The following is a 15,885-nucleotide window of genomic DNA, read 5'->3' on the forward strand; positions in this document are numbered from 1 at the left end:
TGCACTGAAGATCGGCCCCGGCGTTTCCCCACGCCGGGGTCTTTTCGTTGATCTTCGTCATTTGAGGCCGCGCTTGTATCGCGCAGGGCGCTTTGGCCCCTCAGTCCTGCGCGCGCAGCACCCCCGCCGGCCGCGCCGCCAGCGGCCGCCACGCAAAGGCCAGGCCGGCGAGCAGGGTTGCGAGCGCGCCGCCCGCGACGATGGCCGTCGCCGAGCGCCATTCGAAACTGTAGGGCGCTTCCATCACGAAGGTCAGGATGCCCCAGCCGGCTAGTGCGCCCGCCGCGATGGCCACGACGCCTGCCGCCGCCCCGAGGAGGGCGGAGCGCAGGGCGAAGCTCGTCAGGATCGTCGCGCGGGTCGCGCCGAGGGTCTTCAGGACCGACGCCTCGAAGGTGCGGCCCCGCTCACCCGCCGCTGCCGCGCCGATGAGGACGATGAACCCCGTCAGCAGCGTCGCGCCGGCACCCCAGCTCGTCGCCGCGGCCAGCGCGCCGAGGGCCTCGGTGACGAGCGCGATGGCGTCGCGCACCCGGATCGCGGTGATGTTGGGCGCGTCGCCCGCCACGTCGCGCAGGATCTGCGCTTCCGCCGCTTCCTCGGCATAGACGGTCGAGAGCCAGGTGTGCGGGGCTCCGGCGAGCGCAGCGGTGTTGAAGACGATGACGAAACCGATGCCACCGGAGGAGAAATCGACCTCCCGGAAGTTCGTCACCGTGCCGGTGATGTCGCGGCCGAGGACGTTGAGCGTCACCTCGTCACCCAGCTCGACGCCGAGTTCCTCCGCCTCCTCGCGCGCGAAGCTGATCTGGGGCGGGCCGTCGTAGTCCTCGGGCCAGAACTCGCCCGAGACCACGCGCGTGCCGTCGCCCGGCGTGTCGGCGAAGCTGATGCGGCGATCCCCGCGCGTGACCCAATGGTCGAATTCCGAGGCGGGCGTGCCCGCGATGGAGCGCACGACGCCGCCCAGCATCGGCGCGGTGTCGACGCGGCTGACGGCGGGGTCGTTCTCCACCCGGTCGAGGAAGCCCTCGAGCTGGTTCGGCTGGATGTCGACGAAGAAATAGGACGGCGCGACCTCGGGCAGGTCGCGGTCGATGGCCGCGCGCATGTTGGCGTCGATCTGACCCACCGCGGCCAGAACCGTGAGCCCCAGACCGAGCGAGAGGACCACCGCCGTTGCCTCGCCCCCCGGGCCGCCGACGGAGCCGAGCGCGAGGCGAAGGGCAGGCCAGCCGCGTACCGCGCGGGTCGAGGCGAGGCGGCGGGAGAGGGCGCGTACCCCCCAGGCCGCGAGGATCAGGAGCCCGAGCGCGCCGGCGATGCCCCCCGCCGAGGCGAGTGCCAGTTGCGGGATGCCCGAGAGCAGCGCGGAGGACAGCACGAGCGCCACGGCCGCCGCCACGAGGGCCGCGATGTAGCGTCGGCGCGGCCAGATGCGCGCGTTGCCGGTCGCGTCGCGGAAGAGGCTCGCGGCGCGCACCTGCTCCGTCCGGGCGAGCGGCCAAAGCGTGAAGATGAGCGCCGTCAGCGCCCCGTAGAGCGCGGCTTCGAGGAGTGGGCCGGGGTGCACGCCGAGCGCCACCGGCACCGGCAGTTGCGCCTGGATCACCGGGCCGACGGCGATCGGGATGAGCGTGCCGAGCGCAAGGCCAAGAACGATGCCGAGCGCGGCAAGGACGCCGATCTGCATCATGTAGGCCGCGAAGATCACACGGCCTTCCGCCCCGAGCGTCTTGAGCGTGGCGATCACTCCGGTCTTGCGGTCGAGATAGCTGCGCACCGCCGCCGAAACGCCGACGCCGCCCACCGCCAGCCCGGCGAGGCCCACGAGCACGAGGAAGCTGCCGATGCGGTCGACGAAGCGCTCGACCTGCGGCGCGGCGTTGCGCCGGTCGCGCCAGCGCGCACCCTCGTCGGCGGTCGCGGTGCGGACTTCGGCACGCGCGGCGTCGAGGGCGTCGTCGGTCGCGTCGTCCATATCGATGCGGTACTTCGACTCGAAGAGGCTGCCCTCCGACACGAGGCCCGACCCTTCCAGGGCCTCGGTCAGGACGAGCGTGCGCGGCCCGAGGCCAAAGCCCGCGCCGCCGGCATCCGGCTCCCGCGTGAGCGTGGCGCGCAGGGTGAGCGCCTTGGTGCCGAGGTAGATCTCGTCGCCGATCTCCAGGCCGAGCCGGTCGACGAGCACGGGATGCGCGACGAGACCGCCGTCCGCCAGCGCCTCGGAGAGCGGTATGTCGGGCGAAAGTTCGACCGCGCCGACGAGCGGGTAGAGGTCGTCCACCGCCTTCACCTGCGTCAGCGCGCGGTCGGCCTCCGACCCGGTGCCGGTGGCGGCCATCGAGCGGAAGTCGATGATCTCCGAGACCGTGCCATAGGTTTCCAGAAGCGCCTGCTCCTCCTCGGTGGCGCGGCGGTAGTTGAATTCGACCTCGGCGTCGCCTCCGAGGATGACACCGCCCTCGCGCGCCAGCCCCTCGGTGATCGACACGCGGACTGAGCCCACGGCGGCGATGGCCGCGACACCGAGCGCAAGGCAGGCGAGGAAGATGCGAAAGCCCGCGAGCCCGCCGCGCAGCTCGCGCCGGGCGATCGTCCAGGCCTGGGCGAGCCAGCTCATTCGCCGGCCTTCGCGTAGCCGGTGGCCGCCGCGTCGGTCACGCGCAGGTCGGGGCGATTGCGTGTCTCGGCATCGAGGCGGCCATCGACGAGGCGGATCGTCCGGTCGCAGCGCGCGGCGAGGTCGGGCGAATGCGTCACCATCACGAGGGTCGAGCCGTGCCGGTCGCGCAGGTCGAAGAGGAGATCCATGATCGCCTCGCCCGTCGTCTGGTCGAGGTTGCCGGTGGGCTCGTCCGCCAGCAGGATGTCGGGCCGGGGGGCCGCGGCGCGGGCAAGGGCGACGCGCTGCTGCTCGCCGCCCGACATCTGGGCCGGATAATGGTCGGTGCGATGGCCGAGGCCCACGGCCTCGAGTTCGGCCGCGGCGCGGTCGAACGCGTCCGATGCACCGGCCAGTTCGAGCGGCGTGGCGACGTTCTCGAGCGCGGTCATCGTCGGGATCAGGTGGAAGGACTGGAACACCACGCCCATATGAGAGCGGCGAAAGCGGGCCAGCTGGTCCTCGTCCATCGCGGTCAGGTCATGGCCGAGCGCCCTGACCTCGCCGCCGGTGGCGCGTTCCAGCCCGCCCATCAGCATCAGGAGAGACGACTTGCCACTGCCCGACGGCCCCACGAGCCCCAGCGTATCCCCCTCGGCCACCTCCAGCGAGATGCCGTGCAGGATGTCGACCATTCCCGCATTGCCTTGCAGCGACAGCTCGACATCGCGCAGTGACAGGACCATGGGGGCTCTCCTTCGGGTGGGGCGGGGCGTTGGCAATGGATATGGGGTATTCGCACGGATGAACAAGACGGTTCACTTTTCCCTTGTTGCTCTCTTTTTGGGCAGTGCGGCGCAGGCCGAGACGGTGCAGATCGTGGCCCTGGGCGACAGTCTGACGGCCGGGTACGGTCTGCCCGAGGGGCAAGGCTTCGTGCCGCAATTGCAGGCCTGGCTCGATGCCGAGGGTGTCGATGCCGAGATCGTGAACGCCGGTGTCTCGGGCGACACGACGGCGGGCGGGCTCGCGCGGCTCGACTGGTCCATGACCGAGGAGACGGATGCGATGATCGTGGCGCTCGGCGGCAACGACCTGCTGCGCGGCCTGCCGGTGTCGGCGAGCCGCGCGAACCTCGACGCGATCCTGACGGAGGCGGCGGAGGCGCGGGGGCTGCCGGTGCTGCTGATCGGGCTCGAGGCCCCGGGCAACTACGGACCGGACTATCAATCCGACTTCAACGGCATGTACGCCGACCTCGCCGAGGAGTACGCGGCGCTGATGGAGCCGAACTTCCTCGGCCCCCTTGTCGCCGATGCCGACATGGCGACGGCGCGCGCCCGTTTCATGCAGGACGACGGGATCCACCCGAACGCCGATGGCGTCGGCGTCATCGTGGAGGCGTTCGGCCCGCGCGTGGTGGAACTTGCCGAACGCGCGACCCCCTGAACAGCAACCGCCCCCGCTCTGGAAGCGGGGGCGGTGCGACGGCGCGGCCCGGGGGCAAGGGGGAGAGACGTCCGCCGGACGCGCCGGATCCGGCCTTACTCGCCTTCGGCGCTCTCGGCGCGGATGCGGTCGAAGATGTCGCCGCCGACGCTGGGCGCGCCCGGGGCGGCGAGGGCGGCGGTGGCGAGGAGGGCGGAAGCGATGAGGGTTTTCATTGTCTTGGTCCTTTTGAAGCGGTGGACCCTGTGGTTGCGGCGGGTCCGGTTGGGGTGCGCGGGGCGGTATGCCTTGCTGATGAGGGAGATTTACGGGCGGGGTTCATCACCTTCAATGAACGGACGCGTGAGGATCACGCGAAATAAGTGCGTTCATGCACAGTTGGCCCGCCACCCCGCACCGCCCTCACAGACGGTGCCCACATTCTCCCGCCGGCGTGAAAACCCCGGACGATTTGAAACAAATCGCCCCTCTCCGCTTTCCAAATACTCGGATGGGGTGCGGGTGGTCAGTAATTGACGATCACCGCACGGCCTGCTCGCCTGAACGAACCGAAGCGAACTCATCCGAACATGACGTGCTTGCCCCGACAGGTCCTGGCGGGCAGAACGGGCGCGACGAAAGGGAGGAGCCACATGACCCATATTCTCGCCATCGACCAGGGCACGACGTCGAGCCGGGCGATCCTCTTCGACCGGGATCTGAAGATCGTCGCCACCGAACAGCAGGAGTTCACCCAGCACTACCCCGACAGCGGCTGGGTCGAGCACGCCCCGGAGGACCTGTGGCGGACCGTCGAGGAGACCTGCCGGGCGGTGATGGAGACCGCGGGCCTCTCGGCGCGGGACGTGGCGGCCATCGGGATCACCAACCAGCGCGAGACCACGCTCGTCTGGGACCGCGAGACCGGGGAGCCCGTGCATCGCGCGATCGTGTGGCAGGACCGGCGCACCGCCGCCTTCTGCCGCGAGATGAAGGACCACGAGCCGATGGTGACCGAGCGCACGGGCCTCCTCATGGATCCGTACTTCTCGGGCACAAAGCTGCGCTGGATCCTCGAGAACGTAGAGGGTGCGCGCGCGAAGGCGGAGGCCGGCAGGCTCCTCTTCGGGACGGTCGACAGCTACCTCATCTGGAAGATGACGGGCGGCACGCGCCATGTAACTGACGCGACGAACGCGGCGCGCACGATGCTCTACAACATTCACGAGGGGCAGTGGGACGTCGAGGTCTGCACGCTCCTCGACGTACCGATGGAAATGCTGCCCGAGGTGCTCGACTGCGCCGCCGACTTCGGCACGACCGACCTCCTGGGCGGCGAGACCCCGATCCTGGGCGTCGCGGGCGATCAGCAGGCCGCGACCGTCGGGCAGGCGTGCTTCGGCAAGGGGATGCTGAAATCGACCTATGGCACCGGTTGTTTCGCACTCCTGAACACGGGCGACACGCCCGTCGCCTCGACCCATCGCCTGCTCGGCACGATCGCCTATCAGCTCGACGGCAAGCCGACCTACGCGCTCGAAGGGTCGATCTTCATCGCCGGGGCGGTCGTGCAGTGGCTGCGGGACGGACTCGGCATCATCGGCAAGGCGTCGGACACGCAGCCGCTTGCCGAAAAGGCCGACCCGCAGCAGCGGCTCTACCTCGTGCCGGCCTTCACCGGTCTTGGCGCGCCGCACTGGGACCCGGAGGCGCGGGGGGCGATCTACGGGCTGACGCGCGGCTCGGGGCCGGCGGAATTCGCGCGCGCTGCGCTCGAGTCGGTGGGCTACCAGACGCGCGACCTGCTGGAGGCGATGAAGGCCGACGTGGGCGACCTGGGCGAGACCGTCCTGCGGGTCGACGGCGGGATGAGCGCCTCGGACTGGGCGATGCAGTTCCTCTCGGACGTGCTCGGCGCGCCGGTCGACCGGCCGGAGGTGCTGGAGACGACGGCGCTCGGGGCCGCGTGGCTCGCCGGGATGCAAGCGGGCGTCTACCCCGACCAGGACGGATTCGCGAAGATGTGGGCGCTGGAACGGCGGTTCGAGCCGAAGATGGCGAGCGAGGAGCGCGACGCGCGCTACGCGGGCTGGCGGGACGCGGTGGGCCGAACGCTGACGCGCTGAGCCGTCAGCGCAAGAGGCGGCCCGGCAGGTCGTCGAGCGTCGCCGCGCCGATCTGCGTCATGTTCGCCACCATGTCGGCCGTCAGGATGTCGTGCAGGTGGTCGATCCCCCGCGCCCCGAAGGCGGCGAGGGCGAAGTACCAGGCCTTGCCGAGGAAGACGAACTCCGCCCCGAGGGCGAGCGCGCGCAGGATGTCGAGCCCGCCTTCGAGGCCCGAGCAATAGTAGACGGGCACACTGCCCCCGACCCGCGCGGCCACTTGCGGCAGCGCGTCGAGCGCGGCCGGACCGCCCTCGAACTGACGGCCCGCATGATTTGAGACCCAGATCGCGTCGACGCCCATGTCGACGAGCCGCGCGGCATCCTCCGGCTCCTGCACGCCCTTGACGACGAGCTGGCCGGTCCACTCGCTGCGGAGCGCCTCGATGTAGGTCCAGTCGGGGAAGGCGCGGATGACGCGCCCGGCGTGGGTGAAGGCATCGGGGCCGGTCACGCCCTTGGTATAGCTGGCCGGGAAGGCCATCTGCGGCATCCCCCTGCGTGCCATACCGAGCGCCCAAGCGGGCGAGGCGGCGATCGAGGCGAGGATGCGGGGCGTCATCACGGGCGGCATGGAGACATGGGCCCGCCGCTGCCGCTCCCGCCGGCTTTCGCCCGGGACATCGACGGTGACGGTCAGCACGCGCCAGCCCGACGCCTTGATCCGGGCGAGCATGTCGCGGCGGATCTCCGCATCGTTGACGGGGTAATGCTGAAACCAGCCCAGGTCGCCGACGATCGGCCCGGTGTCTTCGGGCGTCGCCGCGGCAACGGTGCTCTGGCCATAGGGCAGGCGCAGGCGCGCGGCGGCCTCGGCCATGAGGCGCTCCGCATCGGGCCAGAGGACGCCGGCCATGCCGATGGGCGCGATGCCGAAGGGGGCCGGGTGCGTGTGACCGAGGGTGCTGCGGGAGAGGTCGGGGGCAAGTTCGCCCGTCAGGATCGCGGGGCGGAAGCGGACGGCATCGAGCGCGGCGCGGTTCTGCGCGAGTCCCCGCTCGCGCCCCGTCCCGCTGTCGAGATACTCGAAGGCGAAATGCGGCATCCGTCGCCGCGCCCGGGCGCGCAGGTCCGAGAGCGCGGGATGGGTGATGTCGAGATCCATGACCGGAGGGTTGCATGACAGGCCCGCCGGGGGCCAGCCCCCGGACCCGCGGAGTATTTGCGGCAGGAAGATCGGGGATCAGCGGACCTTCAGGACGATCTTGCCGATGTGGTCGCCGGCCTCCATGCGGGCGTGCGCGGCGGCGGCTTCCGAGAGGTCGAACACCTGATCCATGACCGGGGCGATGCTGCCCGCGTCGAGGAGGGGCCAGACCTGGGTTCGCAGGGCCTCGGCGATCCGGGCCTTGGCGAGGTCGGATTGCGGGCGGAGTGTGGAGCCCGTCACCGTGAGGCGCCGCACCATGATCTGGGCGAAGTTCACCTCGGCCTTCGGGCCCTGCAGGAAGGCGATCTGGACGAGACGGCCGTCGTCGGCGAGCGCGCGCAGGTTCTGCCTGATGTAGTCGCCACCGACCATGTCGAGGATGAGGTCCGCGCCGCCGGCCGTCCGCAGGGCGGCGACCCAGTCGGTGTCGCGGTAGTTGAGCGCCTCCGCCCCGAGCTCCGCGCAGACGGCGACCTTCTCGGCGCTGCCGGCGGTGGCGAAGACGCGGGCCCCGAAGCTGCGCGCCAGCTGGATCGCGGTCGTGCCGATGCCGGACGTGCCGCCGTGGACGAGGAAGCGCTCGCCGCCCTTGAGACCGCCGCGCTCGAAGACGTTCGTCCAGACCGTGAAGTAGGTCTCGGGGAGGGCGGCGGCCTCTGCCATCGAAAGGCCCTCGGGCAGGCGCAGGGCATGGTCGGCGGGTGTCGTGGCATACTCGGCGTAGCCGCCCCCGGGCAGGAGCGCGCAGACCCGGTCACCCGCGTGCCAGCGCGTGACGCCCGGCCCCGTCGCCGCGACGATGCCCGCGCATTCGAGACCCGGCAGGTCGGAGGCACCCTTCGGTGGGTCGTAGGCCCCCGCGCGTTGCAGGGCGTCGGGCCGGTTCACCCCCGCATGGTCGATCGCGATCAGGATCTCGCCCGGACCGGGCGTGGGCACCGGGCGCGTGACCTCGCGCAGGACATCCGGGCCGCCGGGTGCGGAGATCTCGATCGCGCGCATCGTCTCGGGAAGGGGCATCGGTCTCTCCTGCGTTGTCTGCGGGATGGCTAGCAGGCGACTGCGGGGGCATCCATCCCCTACAGACGTTGCGTCAGCCGCCCCAGCGGTCTTCGAAGATCAGATCGTCGAGAGGCAGACGCTTGGCCCAGCCCTTCGCCTGCAACTCGGGTTCGCTGTGCAACTCCGCCACGTGACCGAGGCAGAGGTAGGCGACGGGGACGACATGACCCGGGAGCCCGAAGATCGCGCGCAGGTCGGCGTCGGTCACGATCGAGACCCAGCCGACGCCCACGCCTTCGGCCCGTGCGGCGAGCCAGAGGTTCTGCACCGCGCAGACCGTCGAATGCAGGTCCATGTCGGGCGCGTGGGTCCGGCCGAGACCGACCTTCCCGCCGCGCGTGCGGTCGCAGGTCACGAGGAGGTTCACCGGGGCGTCCTCGATCCCCTGGAGCTTGAGCGCGGAATAGAGCGCGCGCTTTTCCTCGGGGAACATCGCCGCGGCCTCCTCGTTGGCGCGGGTGAAGGCGGCGGCGACGCGGGATTTGACGGTGCCGTCGCGCACGACGACGAAGTTCCAGGGCTGCATCAGGCCGACCGAGGGGGCGTGGTGCGCGGCCATCAGGAGCCGGCGCAGCGTCGCGTCGTCGAGGGGCCGGGGCAGGAACTGGCTGCGCACATCGCGGCGCGTCTCGATCGCTCGGTAGACGGCGGCGCGCTCGGCCTCCGAGAAGGGGCCGGCGGGGGTGAGGGTGTCGCTCATGGCGTAGGGGTAGGCGGCGCGGCCTCCGCCCGCAACGGCTATTCCGGCGTGCGCCAGTGCCCCGGCAGGTCCGAGCGGGGGCCGCGCGTCGGGGCCTTGATCCGGTCGAGGATCAGGTTCGGCCCGGCCATCAGGCGCGAGAGGATCGGCGACTTGCGGACGTGACCCTTCACCTTCTCGATCTGCATGACGTCGTCGATCCGCCGGTCGAGGAACTCCCACGTGTCGCGGTAGCCGTCCGATTCGTCCCCAAGCCAGTAGAGGACGGTGGAGGAGTAGACGCCCGAGAGCGTGCCGCGCTTGGTGTACCAGTTCACGTCGTCGGAGGTATCGCCGAGGACCGTCCAGATCGTTTCGGACGTGGCCCAAAGCGCGCGCAGCCCGTCGGGCGCATGCATCGGCAAGGCGAACAGCGTCATGCCGCGGCGCACGGCCTCCCGGTGGCGATCGGCGATCTCGATGCGGGTGCGGATGGCGTGGGCCACGCGGTCGCGGAAGCGCATCTCCGACAGGTCCTGCGCGCGCAGCGTGGCCGCCATCTCGGCGTCGCCGCGGTCGTGGAAGGCGAGGGCGAGGTCCAGCGCGCCGCGCGGGCAGGCGGCCCGGCCCTGCGCGGGCGTGACCTCGGCATCCTCGATCGCGGCGCGGAAGGTCGCCTCGGACCAGCCGTCGAAGGCGACGTGGGGCAGGGCGGCATCGAGCAGGCGCTCTTTCAGGTCGGTCATCGGGGCCTCCGGTCGTGGGCACTGCGGATGCTGGACAAGTTAGGGCCGCGGGCTTATACGGCCACTTCCTGCACGGACTTATCCGTAGACTTCAAACTTAGAAAGGTGGTGAAAACCACATGCAGGTTAGCGTTCGTGACAACAACGTCGATCAGGCCCTCCGGGCTCTGAAGAAGAAGTTGCAGCGCGAGGGTGTCTTCCGCGAGATGAAGCTGAAGCAGCATTTCGAGAAGCCCTCCGAGAAGAAGGCGCGCCAGAAGGCCGAGGCCGTCCGCCGTGCCCGCAAGCTCGCACGCAAGAAGGCGCAGCGCGAGGGGATGATGTAAGCCCCGGCGCAACGCCGAAGAATTGGAACCCCCGGGGCCGGACGGTCGCCGGGGGTTTCTTCTGTCAGGTGTCAGGCGCGGACGGTTGTCCAGGCGAGGCCGGCGGACAGGGCCGCGAGGGCCGCGCCGGCCCAGGCCGCCAATGCAAGGCCCGCTATGAGATCGCCACCGAGGACGAGGCCGAGAAGGGCCGTCGCCACGAGCCCGCCGATCCGGCTGATCGCGTTGTTGACCCCGGATGCCACACCCGAGCGCGCGTCGCCCGCAGCCGTCAGGACGGCGTTTGTCAGGGGCGCGACGGCAAGCGCCATACCGAAAGCCAGCAGGAGGAGCGCCGGCAGGACGTTCTCCACGTATCGGATCTCGGCCTTCGGGAGCTGCGTGAGCCAGAGGAACCCGAGCGCCACGAGCGTCGCGCCGGCGGTCAGGAGCGCGCGCGTGCCGAAGCGGTCGACGAGGTCGCCCCCCGAATAGCGCGACAGCCCGGCGATCAGGAGTGGCAGAGGGAGCATCATCAGGCCGACCGTCGTCGCCGAATGCCCCTGATCCGCGATCAAGACATAGGGCAGAAGGAGCATGAGCCCGCCGAGCGCGGCATAGAGAAAGAGCGTGAAGAGCGACAGGCCCGAGAAGGCGGCACTGGAGAAGAGGTCGAGCGGAACCATGGCCCGCGCGCCCTTCCGCCGCGCGTTCAACGTGAAGAGCGCGAGCAGGGCAACGCCCCCGGCGAGCGCCGTTGCGGTTGCCGCCGTCACCCCCCGCTCCGGCAGGGCGACGAGGGCCCAGACGAGCGCCAGCAGTCCGAGCGACACGAGCGCCGCACCCGATGCGTCGAGCGGGCTGCGCGCGTCGGCGGCGCTCTGGCTTTCGCGCACGGACCGCTGGGCGATCGCGAAGGCCGCCGCGGCGAAGGGCAGGACGGCGACGAAGGACCACCGCCAGCCGAGAAGATCGACGATCAGCCCGCCGGCGACCGGGGCCACGGCGCCGGCAGCGGCCCCGACCCCGGCCCAGGTTCCGATGGCCCGTCCGCGGGCCTCCTTGTCGTAGGCCTCGGCCAGGAGCGCGAGCGAGGTCGGTGCGATCAGCGCGGCCCCGATCCCCTCGAGCGCACGCGCGATCAGAAGGACAGGCAGAGACCACGCCACGGCGGCGAGCGCGCAGGACCCGGCGAAGATCACGAGGCCCGATTGGAACACACGCTTGCGCCCGTAGCGATCGCCGAGCGCGCCGCCCATCAGCACGAGCGCCCCCAGCGGCAGCAGGTAGGCATTGACGATCCACTGCACCCCGGCGGCGTCGGCCCCGAAGGCGGCCTGCATCTGCGGCAGCGCCACGTTGATGATCGAGCCCAGCACGAAGGCGAGGCTCGATCCGATGGTCGTCGCGATCAGGGTGCCGCGCGGATCGTGCCCGCAGGGGGCGGCACCGCTCGCATCGGCGCAGGGCAGGGGAAGGGCGTTCGACATGGGGCGATCCTGTCAGGCCGGACGCCCCCTGTCACCGATACCGTGGCTCAGCCGCCGGTCGTCGTCTCGAAGCCGTCGTCGGTGATCCGGGCGACCGTCGGCCGTTCTGGCGAATGCGGGTCGATCGTGTCGTCGAAGACCTTGCTCGTGCGGACGCCCGGCACGGCCGCGAAGTCGTTCATCAGGCGATCCGGGTACCAGCGGCGGTTGACCTGGTTGAAGCCGAGCTCCTGCAGGATGCCGGAGACCGACTGGCCGCAGGTCGCCTTGTTCGCCGGCCCATGCGCCTGCACCAGCTGGAGCGCGCGCTCGGCCACCTCGGGCGAGACGGTGATCTCCTGGCTGACCATGTGGTAGGTCGGGCGGGCGTGGTAGTCGACGTAGAACTCGAGCATCGTGGGCGTGATGCCGAAGATGACGTCACCCCGCTCGGGGGCCGTCGGATGGTGCCAGGTGCCCGCCGGGTCGAAGATGACCCGCTGGCTGCCCGAAACCATGAGCGCCGAATGGCCGCCCGCGCCAGAGCGGTTGTTGATCGCCGTGAAGAGCGTGAGCGTGGTCGGCCCTTCGGCGCGATAGGCGCGACGCTCCACCTCCTCGAGCGGGGCGTAGACGTTGTCGGCCCCGCAGGCGGCCAGAACCGGCAGCAGGGCCGCGAGGGCGAGCGCGCGAAGGGCCATGGTCAGGTCCGGAAGATGGCGAGGAAGATCAGGATCGCGATGATGACGATCACGGCCCATTTTGTGAAGGTCATGAACCCGGCAAACGTCTTCTCCTGCTCGGTGATGTCCATGCTTCCCGGCTTGTGTTCCTCGGTCATCTATCGGTCCTTCGGTCGTCGCGATTGCTTTCGGCTCGTCCTCTAGCGGAAGTCCCGGCGGGTGTCACGATGTCGCGGGCGCATCGGGCTGCGCCAATGTGTCCGCCGCTTCGGCGGTTTCCTCCAGCGCCCGGGCGAGGCGAAATCCGATCCGCTCGGGCGTCGGGTCGTCCGCGGGCTTCGGCACGGCGCGCAGCAGCACGTTGAGCTGGCTGACATGCTGTATGGCCTGCACCGGAAGGCCGTCGTCGTCCACACCCGAGAAGGTGACGAGATCCGGCGCATGGAAACCGACCCCCTGGATGCGCAGCACGCCCGACGGCCCGCCGGCGAAGGCCATCGCGGCGACCTCGCCGTCGCTCAGCGCCTCCTCGAAGGCCTTGAGGTGCAGGATCACGCGCTGAAAGGCCCATTCCGCCGGGCTCTTGTCCGCCCGGGCGGCCACTTTCGGCGGCACCGGGACGGCGTGGTCGCGCCCGTCGGCGCGCAGGTCGGCGCAACGGTCGAGGGCGGCCGACTCCATCGCCTCGGCGGTCGTGTGCTGGCTGTTCATGGACGTACTCTGCCGGTCCGGCGCGGCGCGCGCAACTCAGACCGTCATCAGACCGCCTGCCAGAGCCAGACACCGTCGTCGCGGGTGGTGCGGGTGACGCGGCCCGTCAGATGCAGGTGCCGCAGATGGGCGATCGCCTCGAAGAAGGCGAGGCCGTAGAGTGCGCCTTCCACCCTGCGCTTGAAGAGCGGCGCGAAGCACGCGCCGCCGGTGCGCGGCACGTCGAGGTGCGCCTCCAGCCGGTCGAGCGCGGTGACGTGATTCTGCCGCAGGCTCGCCATGCGCTTGGGCAGGCCGCGATAGGGCAGCTTGTGCCCGGGCAGGACCAAATGATCTGGCCGGGCGAGCGGCGCGAGCCGGTCGCAGGCGGCGAGCCAGTCGCCGATGGGGTCGGCATTGGCTTCCGTCGGGTAGAGGCCAAGGTTCGGGGAGATGCCCGGCAGAAGTTGATCGCCGCCCAGAACGAGGTCGCCGCCCATCTCGTAGAGGACCGCATGTTCCGCCGCGTGCCCGTCGCCGCGCGCCACGTGCCAGCGGCGATTGCCGAGCGTGACCTCCTCGCCCTCCCGCAGTCGGGTGAAGCCGAGCGGAAGGGGGGCGACGATGTCGGCGAAGTTGAACGGCCGCTCGGTCGCGCGCGCGGCCAGAATGTCCGGGTCCATGCCCCAGCGGCGGCAGAACTCTATGGTTTCGGCTGGCGGCAGCGGCTGATCGTCGAGGGTGAGCATCCGCGCCATGAGCCAGGCCGTGCGGGTCATCAGAAGCTCCGCGCCCTCGCCCTGCAGCCAGCCGGCCAGACCGACGTGATCGGGGTGGTGGTGCGTGACGAGAAGGCGCGTGATCGGCCGCCCGCCGAGCGGGCCCCCGCGCAGCCTGTCCACGATGGCCCGCGTCCGCTTCGTGTCGAAGCCCGTGTCGACCATCGCCCAGCCGTCGTCTTCGCGCAGGAAGTAGACGTTCACGTGATCGAGCGCCATCGGTAGCGGCAGTCGCGCCCAGAGGACGCCCTCGGCCACCTCGACGGCCTCGCCCTCGGCGGGCGGCTCGGCCCAGGGGAACGTCAGGCCGGCATAGCCGTCGGGCAGGTCACTCTTTCCCATGTGCCGCCTCTTCCTGCCCGAAATACTCCGGGGAGCGCGAGGGGCTGGCCCCTCGTAAAAGGACGTAGCGCGAGGGGCCAGCCCCTCGCGTCGCCCGGCTCACGCCGCGATCACCTCGGTCGAGACGGCATAGAGCTCCTCCGCCCCGGTGCGGGCCTTGGCCATCTCGGCCATCGCTTCGGGCAGCATCCGGCCGGCGGCGTAATTGGCCAGTGGCGCGCGCGCGGCGTCGGCGGCCGCCCCTTTCAGGTGGTAGTAGGCCCCGAGCACCCGCGCGAAGGCCGCAAGATAGGCCACGGCCCCGGCGAAGCGGTCCTGCATGTCCTGCGCGAGCATCCACTCGGTCAGCGCGCGCAGGTGCCCGGCCGCATCGGTGAGCGCCGCGTGGCCGAAGCCCTCGATCTCGTCGAGGAGGGCGTATGCCGCCGCGCCACCGTCCATCAGCTTGCGGCCCACGAGGTCCATCGCCTGAATGCCGTTCGTGCCTTCGTAAATCGCGGTGACGCGCACGTCGCGGAGGTACTGCGCGGCCCCCGTCTCCTCGACGAAGCCCATGCCGCCGTGCACTTGGATCCCGTCCTGCGCGACCTTGATGCCGGTGTCGGTGCCGAAGGCCTTGGCGATGGGCGTCAGGAAGGCACCGCGCGCCTTCCAGGCGGCGTCGCCCGTGGCCTTGGCCATGTCGAGCGAAACGGCGCAGTCCATCGCGATCGCGCGGGTCGCAAAGGTGTCGGCCTTCATGCCCAGAACCATGCGACGAACGTCGGCGTGTTCGAGGATGTGGTCGGCGTCGCGGCCGGTCTTGCCCTGCTTGCGGTCGAGCGCATAGCCGATGGCGTGCTGCATCGCGGCTTCGGCCACGCCGAGGCCCTGCACGCCCACGCCGAGGCGGGCGTTGTTCATCATCGTGAACATCGCGGCCATTCCATCGTGCGGCTCGCCGACGAGCCAGCCGGTCGCGCCGTCGTACTCCATGACCGCGGTGGGCGATCCGTGCAGGCCGAGCTTGTGCTCGAGCGAGACGACCTTGAGCGTATTGGCGACGCCCACGCTTCCATCCTCGTTCGGCAGGCGCTTCGGGACCATGAAGAGCGAGATGCCCTTGGTGCCTGGCCCGGCATCGGGCAGGCGCGCGAGGACGAGGTGGCAGACGTTCTCGGAGAAGTCGTTATCGCCCCAGGAGATGTAGATCTTCTGCCCGGTCACAGCATAAGTACCGTCGCCGTTCGGCTCGGCCTTCGTACGCAGCGCGCCGACGTCGGAGCCGGCCTGCGGCTCGGTCAGGTTCATCGTGCCGCACCACTCGCCGGAGATGAGCTTCGGGATGTAGAGGTCCTTGATCTCGTCGGAGGCGTGGGCTTCCAGCGCCTCGATCTGACCCTGCGTCATGAGCGGGTTGAGCTGCAGCGAGAGGCAGGCCGAGCTGATCATCTCGTTCACGCCCATCGTCAGCGTGATCGGCAGGCCCATGCCGCCGTGTTCGGGGTCGGCGGACATGCCGACCCAACCGCCCTCCGCGATGGCGGCGAAGCCCTCGGCGAACCCGGGCGACGTGCGCACGACGCCGTTCTCCAGCGTCGCGGGCGTCAGGTCACCGGCACGGTTCAGGGGGGCGAGCACCTCTTCGCACATCTTGCCGGCCTCGGTCAGGATCGCCTCGACCGTGTCGGGCGTGGCTTCGGCGAAGGTCTCGGTCGCGGCGACTTTCTCGAAGCCGACGACGTGATCGAGGACGAAGCGCAGTTCGGAGACGGGCGCGCGATAGGGCATCTGGAACCTCCC

The 15,885-nt window shown here is 70.5% G+C and carries 15 protein-coding genes; 3 read left to right on the top strand and 12 right to left on the bottom strand.

What is annotated here, in order from left to right; translation table 11 throughout:
- Positions 1 to 100: 100 nt before the first annotated feature.
- Positions 101 to 2,623, bottom strand: a complete 2,523-nt coding sequence (locus HSX43_RS03380; protein ID WP_179378663.1) for an ABC transporter permease — start codon at positions 2,621 to 2,623, stop codon at positions 101 to 103.
- Positions 2,620 to 3,351, bottom strand: coding sequence for an ABC transporter ATP-binding protein (locus HSX43_RS03385; RefSeq protein WP_179378664.1), 732 nt, complete (start codon positions 3,349 to 3,351; stop codon positions 2,620 to 2,622). Before HSX43_RS03385 ends, HSX43_RS03380 begins: the two co-directional genes overlap by 4 nt.
- A 58-nt stretch (positions 3,352 to 3,409) precedes the next feature.
- On the opposite strand from HSX43_RS03385, the gene HSX43_RS03390 reads away from it, so the two are divergent.
- Together HSX43_RS03390 and glpK are read left to right on the top strand one after the other, a co-directional pair.
- The gene (locus HSX43_RS03390) at positions 3,410 to 4,054 is read left to right on the top strand and encodes an arylesterase (protein ID WP_179378665.1); all 645 of its coding nucleotides are present in this window, start codon (positions 3,410 to 3,412) and stop codon (positions 4,052 to 4,054) included.
- Between the two features lie 632 nt (positions 4,055 to 4,686).
- Positions 4,687 to 6,159 (top strand): glycerol kinase GlpK, encoded by a 1,473-nt coding sequence (gene glpK, locus HSX43_RS03395; RefSeq protein WP_179378666.1) that lies wholly within the window; start codon positions 4,687 to 4,689, stop codon positions 6,157 to 6,159.
- Positions 6,160 to 6,163: 4 nt separating this feature from the next.
- On the opposite strand, the gene HSX43_RS03400 is transcribed toward glpK, so the two are convergent.
- The 4 genes from HSX43_RS03400 to HSX43_RS03415 all read right to left on the bottom strand — a co-directional run bounded on the left by HSX43_RS03400 (position 6,164) and on the right by HSX43_RS03415 (position 9,835).
- Positions 6,164 to 7,303, bottom strand: a complete 1,140-nt coding sequence (locus HSX43_RS03400) for an alpha-hydroxy acid oxidase (protein ID WP_179378667.1) — start codon at positions 7,301 to 7,303, stop codon at positions 6,164 to 6,166.
- A gap of 78 nt (positions 7,304 to 7,381) precedes the next feature.
- Positions 7,382 to 8,368 (bottom strand): NAD(P)H-quinone oxidoreductase, encoded by a 987-nt coding sequence (locus HSX43_RS03405; RefSeq protein WP_179378668.1) that lies wholly within the window; start codon positions 8,366 to 8,368, stop codon positions 7,382 to 7,384.
- A 73-nt stretch (positions 8,369 to 8,441) separates the two neighbouring features.
- On the bottom strand, positions 8,442 to 9,110 hold the full coding sequence (gene bluB, locus HSX43_RS03410; RefSeq protein WP_179378669.1) for a 5,6-dimethylbenzimidazole synthase: 669 nt from the start codon (positions 9,108 to 9,110) through the stop codon (positions 8,442 to 8,444).
- Positions 9,111 to 9,148: 38 nt separating this feature from the next.
- Entirely contained in the window at positions 9,149 to 9,835 is a 687-nt protein-coding gene (locus HSX43_RS03415) for a COQ9 family protein (RefSeq protein ID WP_179378670.1), read from the bottom strand.
- Positions 9,836 to 9,954: 119 nt separating this feature from the next.
- On the opposite strand from HSX43_RS03415, the gene rpsU reads away from it, so the two are divergent.
- Positions 9,955 to 10,161, top strand: coding sequence for a 30S ribosomal protein S21 (rpsU, locus tag HSX43_RS03420; RefSeq protein WP_055082236.1), 207 nt, complete (start codon positions 9,955 to 9,957; stop codon positions 10,159 to 10,161).
- Between the two features lie 71 nt (positions 10,162 to 10,232).
- Here rpsU and HSX43_RS03425 read toward each other — a convergent pair whose 3' ends face one another.
- The 6 genes from HSX43_RS03425 to HSX43_RS03450 all read right to left on the bottom strand — a co-directional run bounded on the left by HSX43_RS03425 (position 10,233) and on the right by HSX43_RS03450 (position 15,873).
- The gene (locus HSX43_RS03425; protein WP_179378671.1) at positions 10,233 to 11,630 is read right to left on the bottom strand and encodes an MFS transporter; all 1,398 of its coding nucleotides are present in this window, start codon (positions 11,628 to 11,630) and stop codon (positions 10,233 to 10,235) included.
- A 47-nt stretch (positions 11,631 to 11,677) separates the two neighbouring features.
- Entirely contained in the window at positions 11,678 to 12,310 is a 633-nt protein-coding gene (locus HSX43_RS03430) for a hypothetical protein (RefSeq protein WP_179378672.1), read from the bottom strand.
- 2 nt (positions 12,311 to 12,312) lie between these two features.
- Positions 12,313 to 12,450 carry an aa3-type cytochrome c oxidase subunit IV gene (locus tag HSX43_RS03435; RefSeq protein WP_179378673.1) on the bottom strand — a complete coding sequence of 46 codons (138 nt, stop codon included), beginning with the start codon at positions 12,448 to 12,450 and terminating at the stop codon, positions 12,313 to 12,315.
- Positions 12,451 to 12,514: 64 nt separating this feature from the next.
- Positions 12,515 to 13,003 (bottom strand): DUF6173 family protein, encoded by a 489-nt coding sequence (locus HSX43_RS03440; RefSeq protein WP_179378674.1) that lies wholly within the window; start codon positions 13,001 to 13,003, stop codon positions 12,515 to 12,517.
- A gap of 47 nt (positions 13,004 to 13,050) precedes the next feature.
- The gene (locus HSX43_RS03445; protein WP_179378675.1) at positions 13,051 to 14,103 is read right to left on the bottom strand and encodes an MBL fold metallo-hydrolase; all 1,053 of its coding nucleotides are present in this window, start codon (positions 14,101 to 14,103) and stop codon (positions 13,051 to 13,053) included.
- Positions 14,104 to 14,202: 99 nt separating this feature from the next.
- Positions 14,203 to 15,873, bottom strand: a complete 1,671-nt coding sequence (locus tag HSX43_RS03450; RefSeq protein ID WP_179378676.1) for an acyl-CoA dehydrogenase — start codon at positions 15,871 to 15,873, stop codon at positions 14,203 to 14,205.
- Positions 15,874 to 15,885 lie beyond the last annotated feature (12 nt).

The sequence above is a fragment of the Jannaschia marina genome, from assembly GCF_013404595.1.
Taxonomy (GTDB): domain Bacteria; phylum Pseudomonadota; class Alphaproteobacteria; order Rhodobacterales; family Rhodobacteraceae; genus Jannaschia; species Jannaschia marina.

Coding starts and splice junctions, on each gene's coding strand:
- HSX43_RS03380 (WP_179378663.1), bottom strand. CDS start 2,623: ATGAGCTGGCTCGCCCAGGCCTGGACGATCGCCCGGCGCGAGCTGCGC.
- HSX43_RS03385 (WP_179378664.1), bottom strand. CDS start 3,351: ATGGTCCTGTCACTGCGCGATGTCGAGCTGTCGCTGCAAGGCAATGCG.
- HSX43_RS03390 (WP_179378665.1), top strand. CDS start 3,410: ATGAACAAGACGGTTCACTTTTCCCTTGTTGCTCTCTTTTTGGGCAGT.
- glpK (WP_179378666.1), top strand. CDS start 4,687: ATGACCCATATTCTCGCCATCGACCAGGGCACGACGTCGAGCCGGGCG.
- HSX43_RS03400 (WP_179378667.1), bottom strand. CDS start 7,303: ATGGATCTCGACATCACCCATCCCGCGCTCTCGGACCTGCGCGCCCGG.
- HSX43_RS03405 (WP_179378668.1), bottom strand. CDS start 8,368: ATGCCCCTTCCCGAGACGATGCGCGCGATCGAGATCTCCGCACCCGGC.
- bluB (WP_179378669.1), bottom strand. CDS start 9,110: ATGAGCGACACCCTCACCCCCGCCGGCCCCTTCTCGGAGGCCGAGCGC.
- HSX43_RS03415 (WP_179378670.1), bottom strand. CDS start 9,835: ATGACCGACCTGAAAGAGCGCCTGCTCGATGCCGCCCTGCCCCACGTC.
- rpsU (WP_055082236.1), top strand. CDS start 9,955: ATGCAGGTTAGCGTTCGTGACAACAACGTCGATCAGGCCCTCCGGGCT.
- HSX43_RS03425 (WP_179378671.1), bottom strand. CDS start 11,630: ATGTCGAACGCCCTTCCCCTGCCCTGCGCCGATGCGAGCGGTGCCGCC.
- HSX43_RS03430 (WP_179378672.1), bottom strand. CDS start 12,310: ATGGCCCTTCGCGCGCTCGCCCTCGCGGCCCTGCTGCCGGTTCTGGCC.
- HSX43_RS03435 (WP_179378673.1), bottom strand. CDS start 12,450: ATGACCGAGGAACACAAGCCGGGAAGCATGGACATCACCGAGCAGGAG.
- HSX43_RS03440 (WP_179378674.1), bottom strand. CDS start 13,003: ATGAACAGCCAGCACACGACCGCCGAGGCGATGGAGTCGGCCGCCCTC.
- HSX43_RS03445 (WP_179378675.1), bottom strand. CDS start 14,103: ATGGGAAAGAGTGACCTGCCCGACGGCTATGCCGGCCTGACGTTCCCC.
- HSX43_RS03450 (WP_179378676.1), bottom strand. CDS start 15,873: ATGCCCTATCGCGCGCCCGTCTCCGAACTGCGCTTCGTCCTCGATCAC.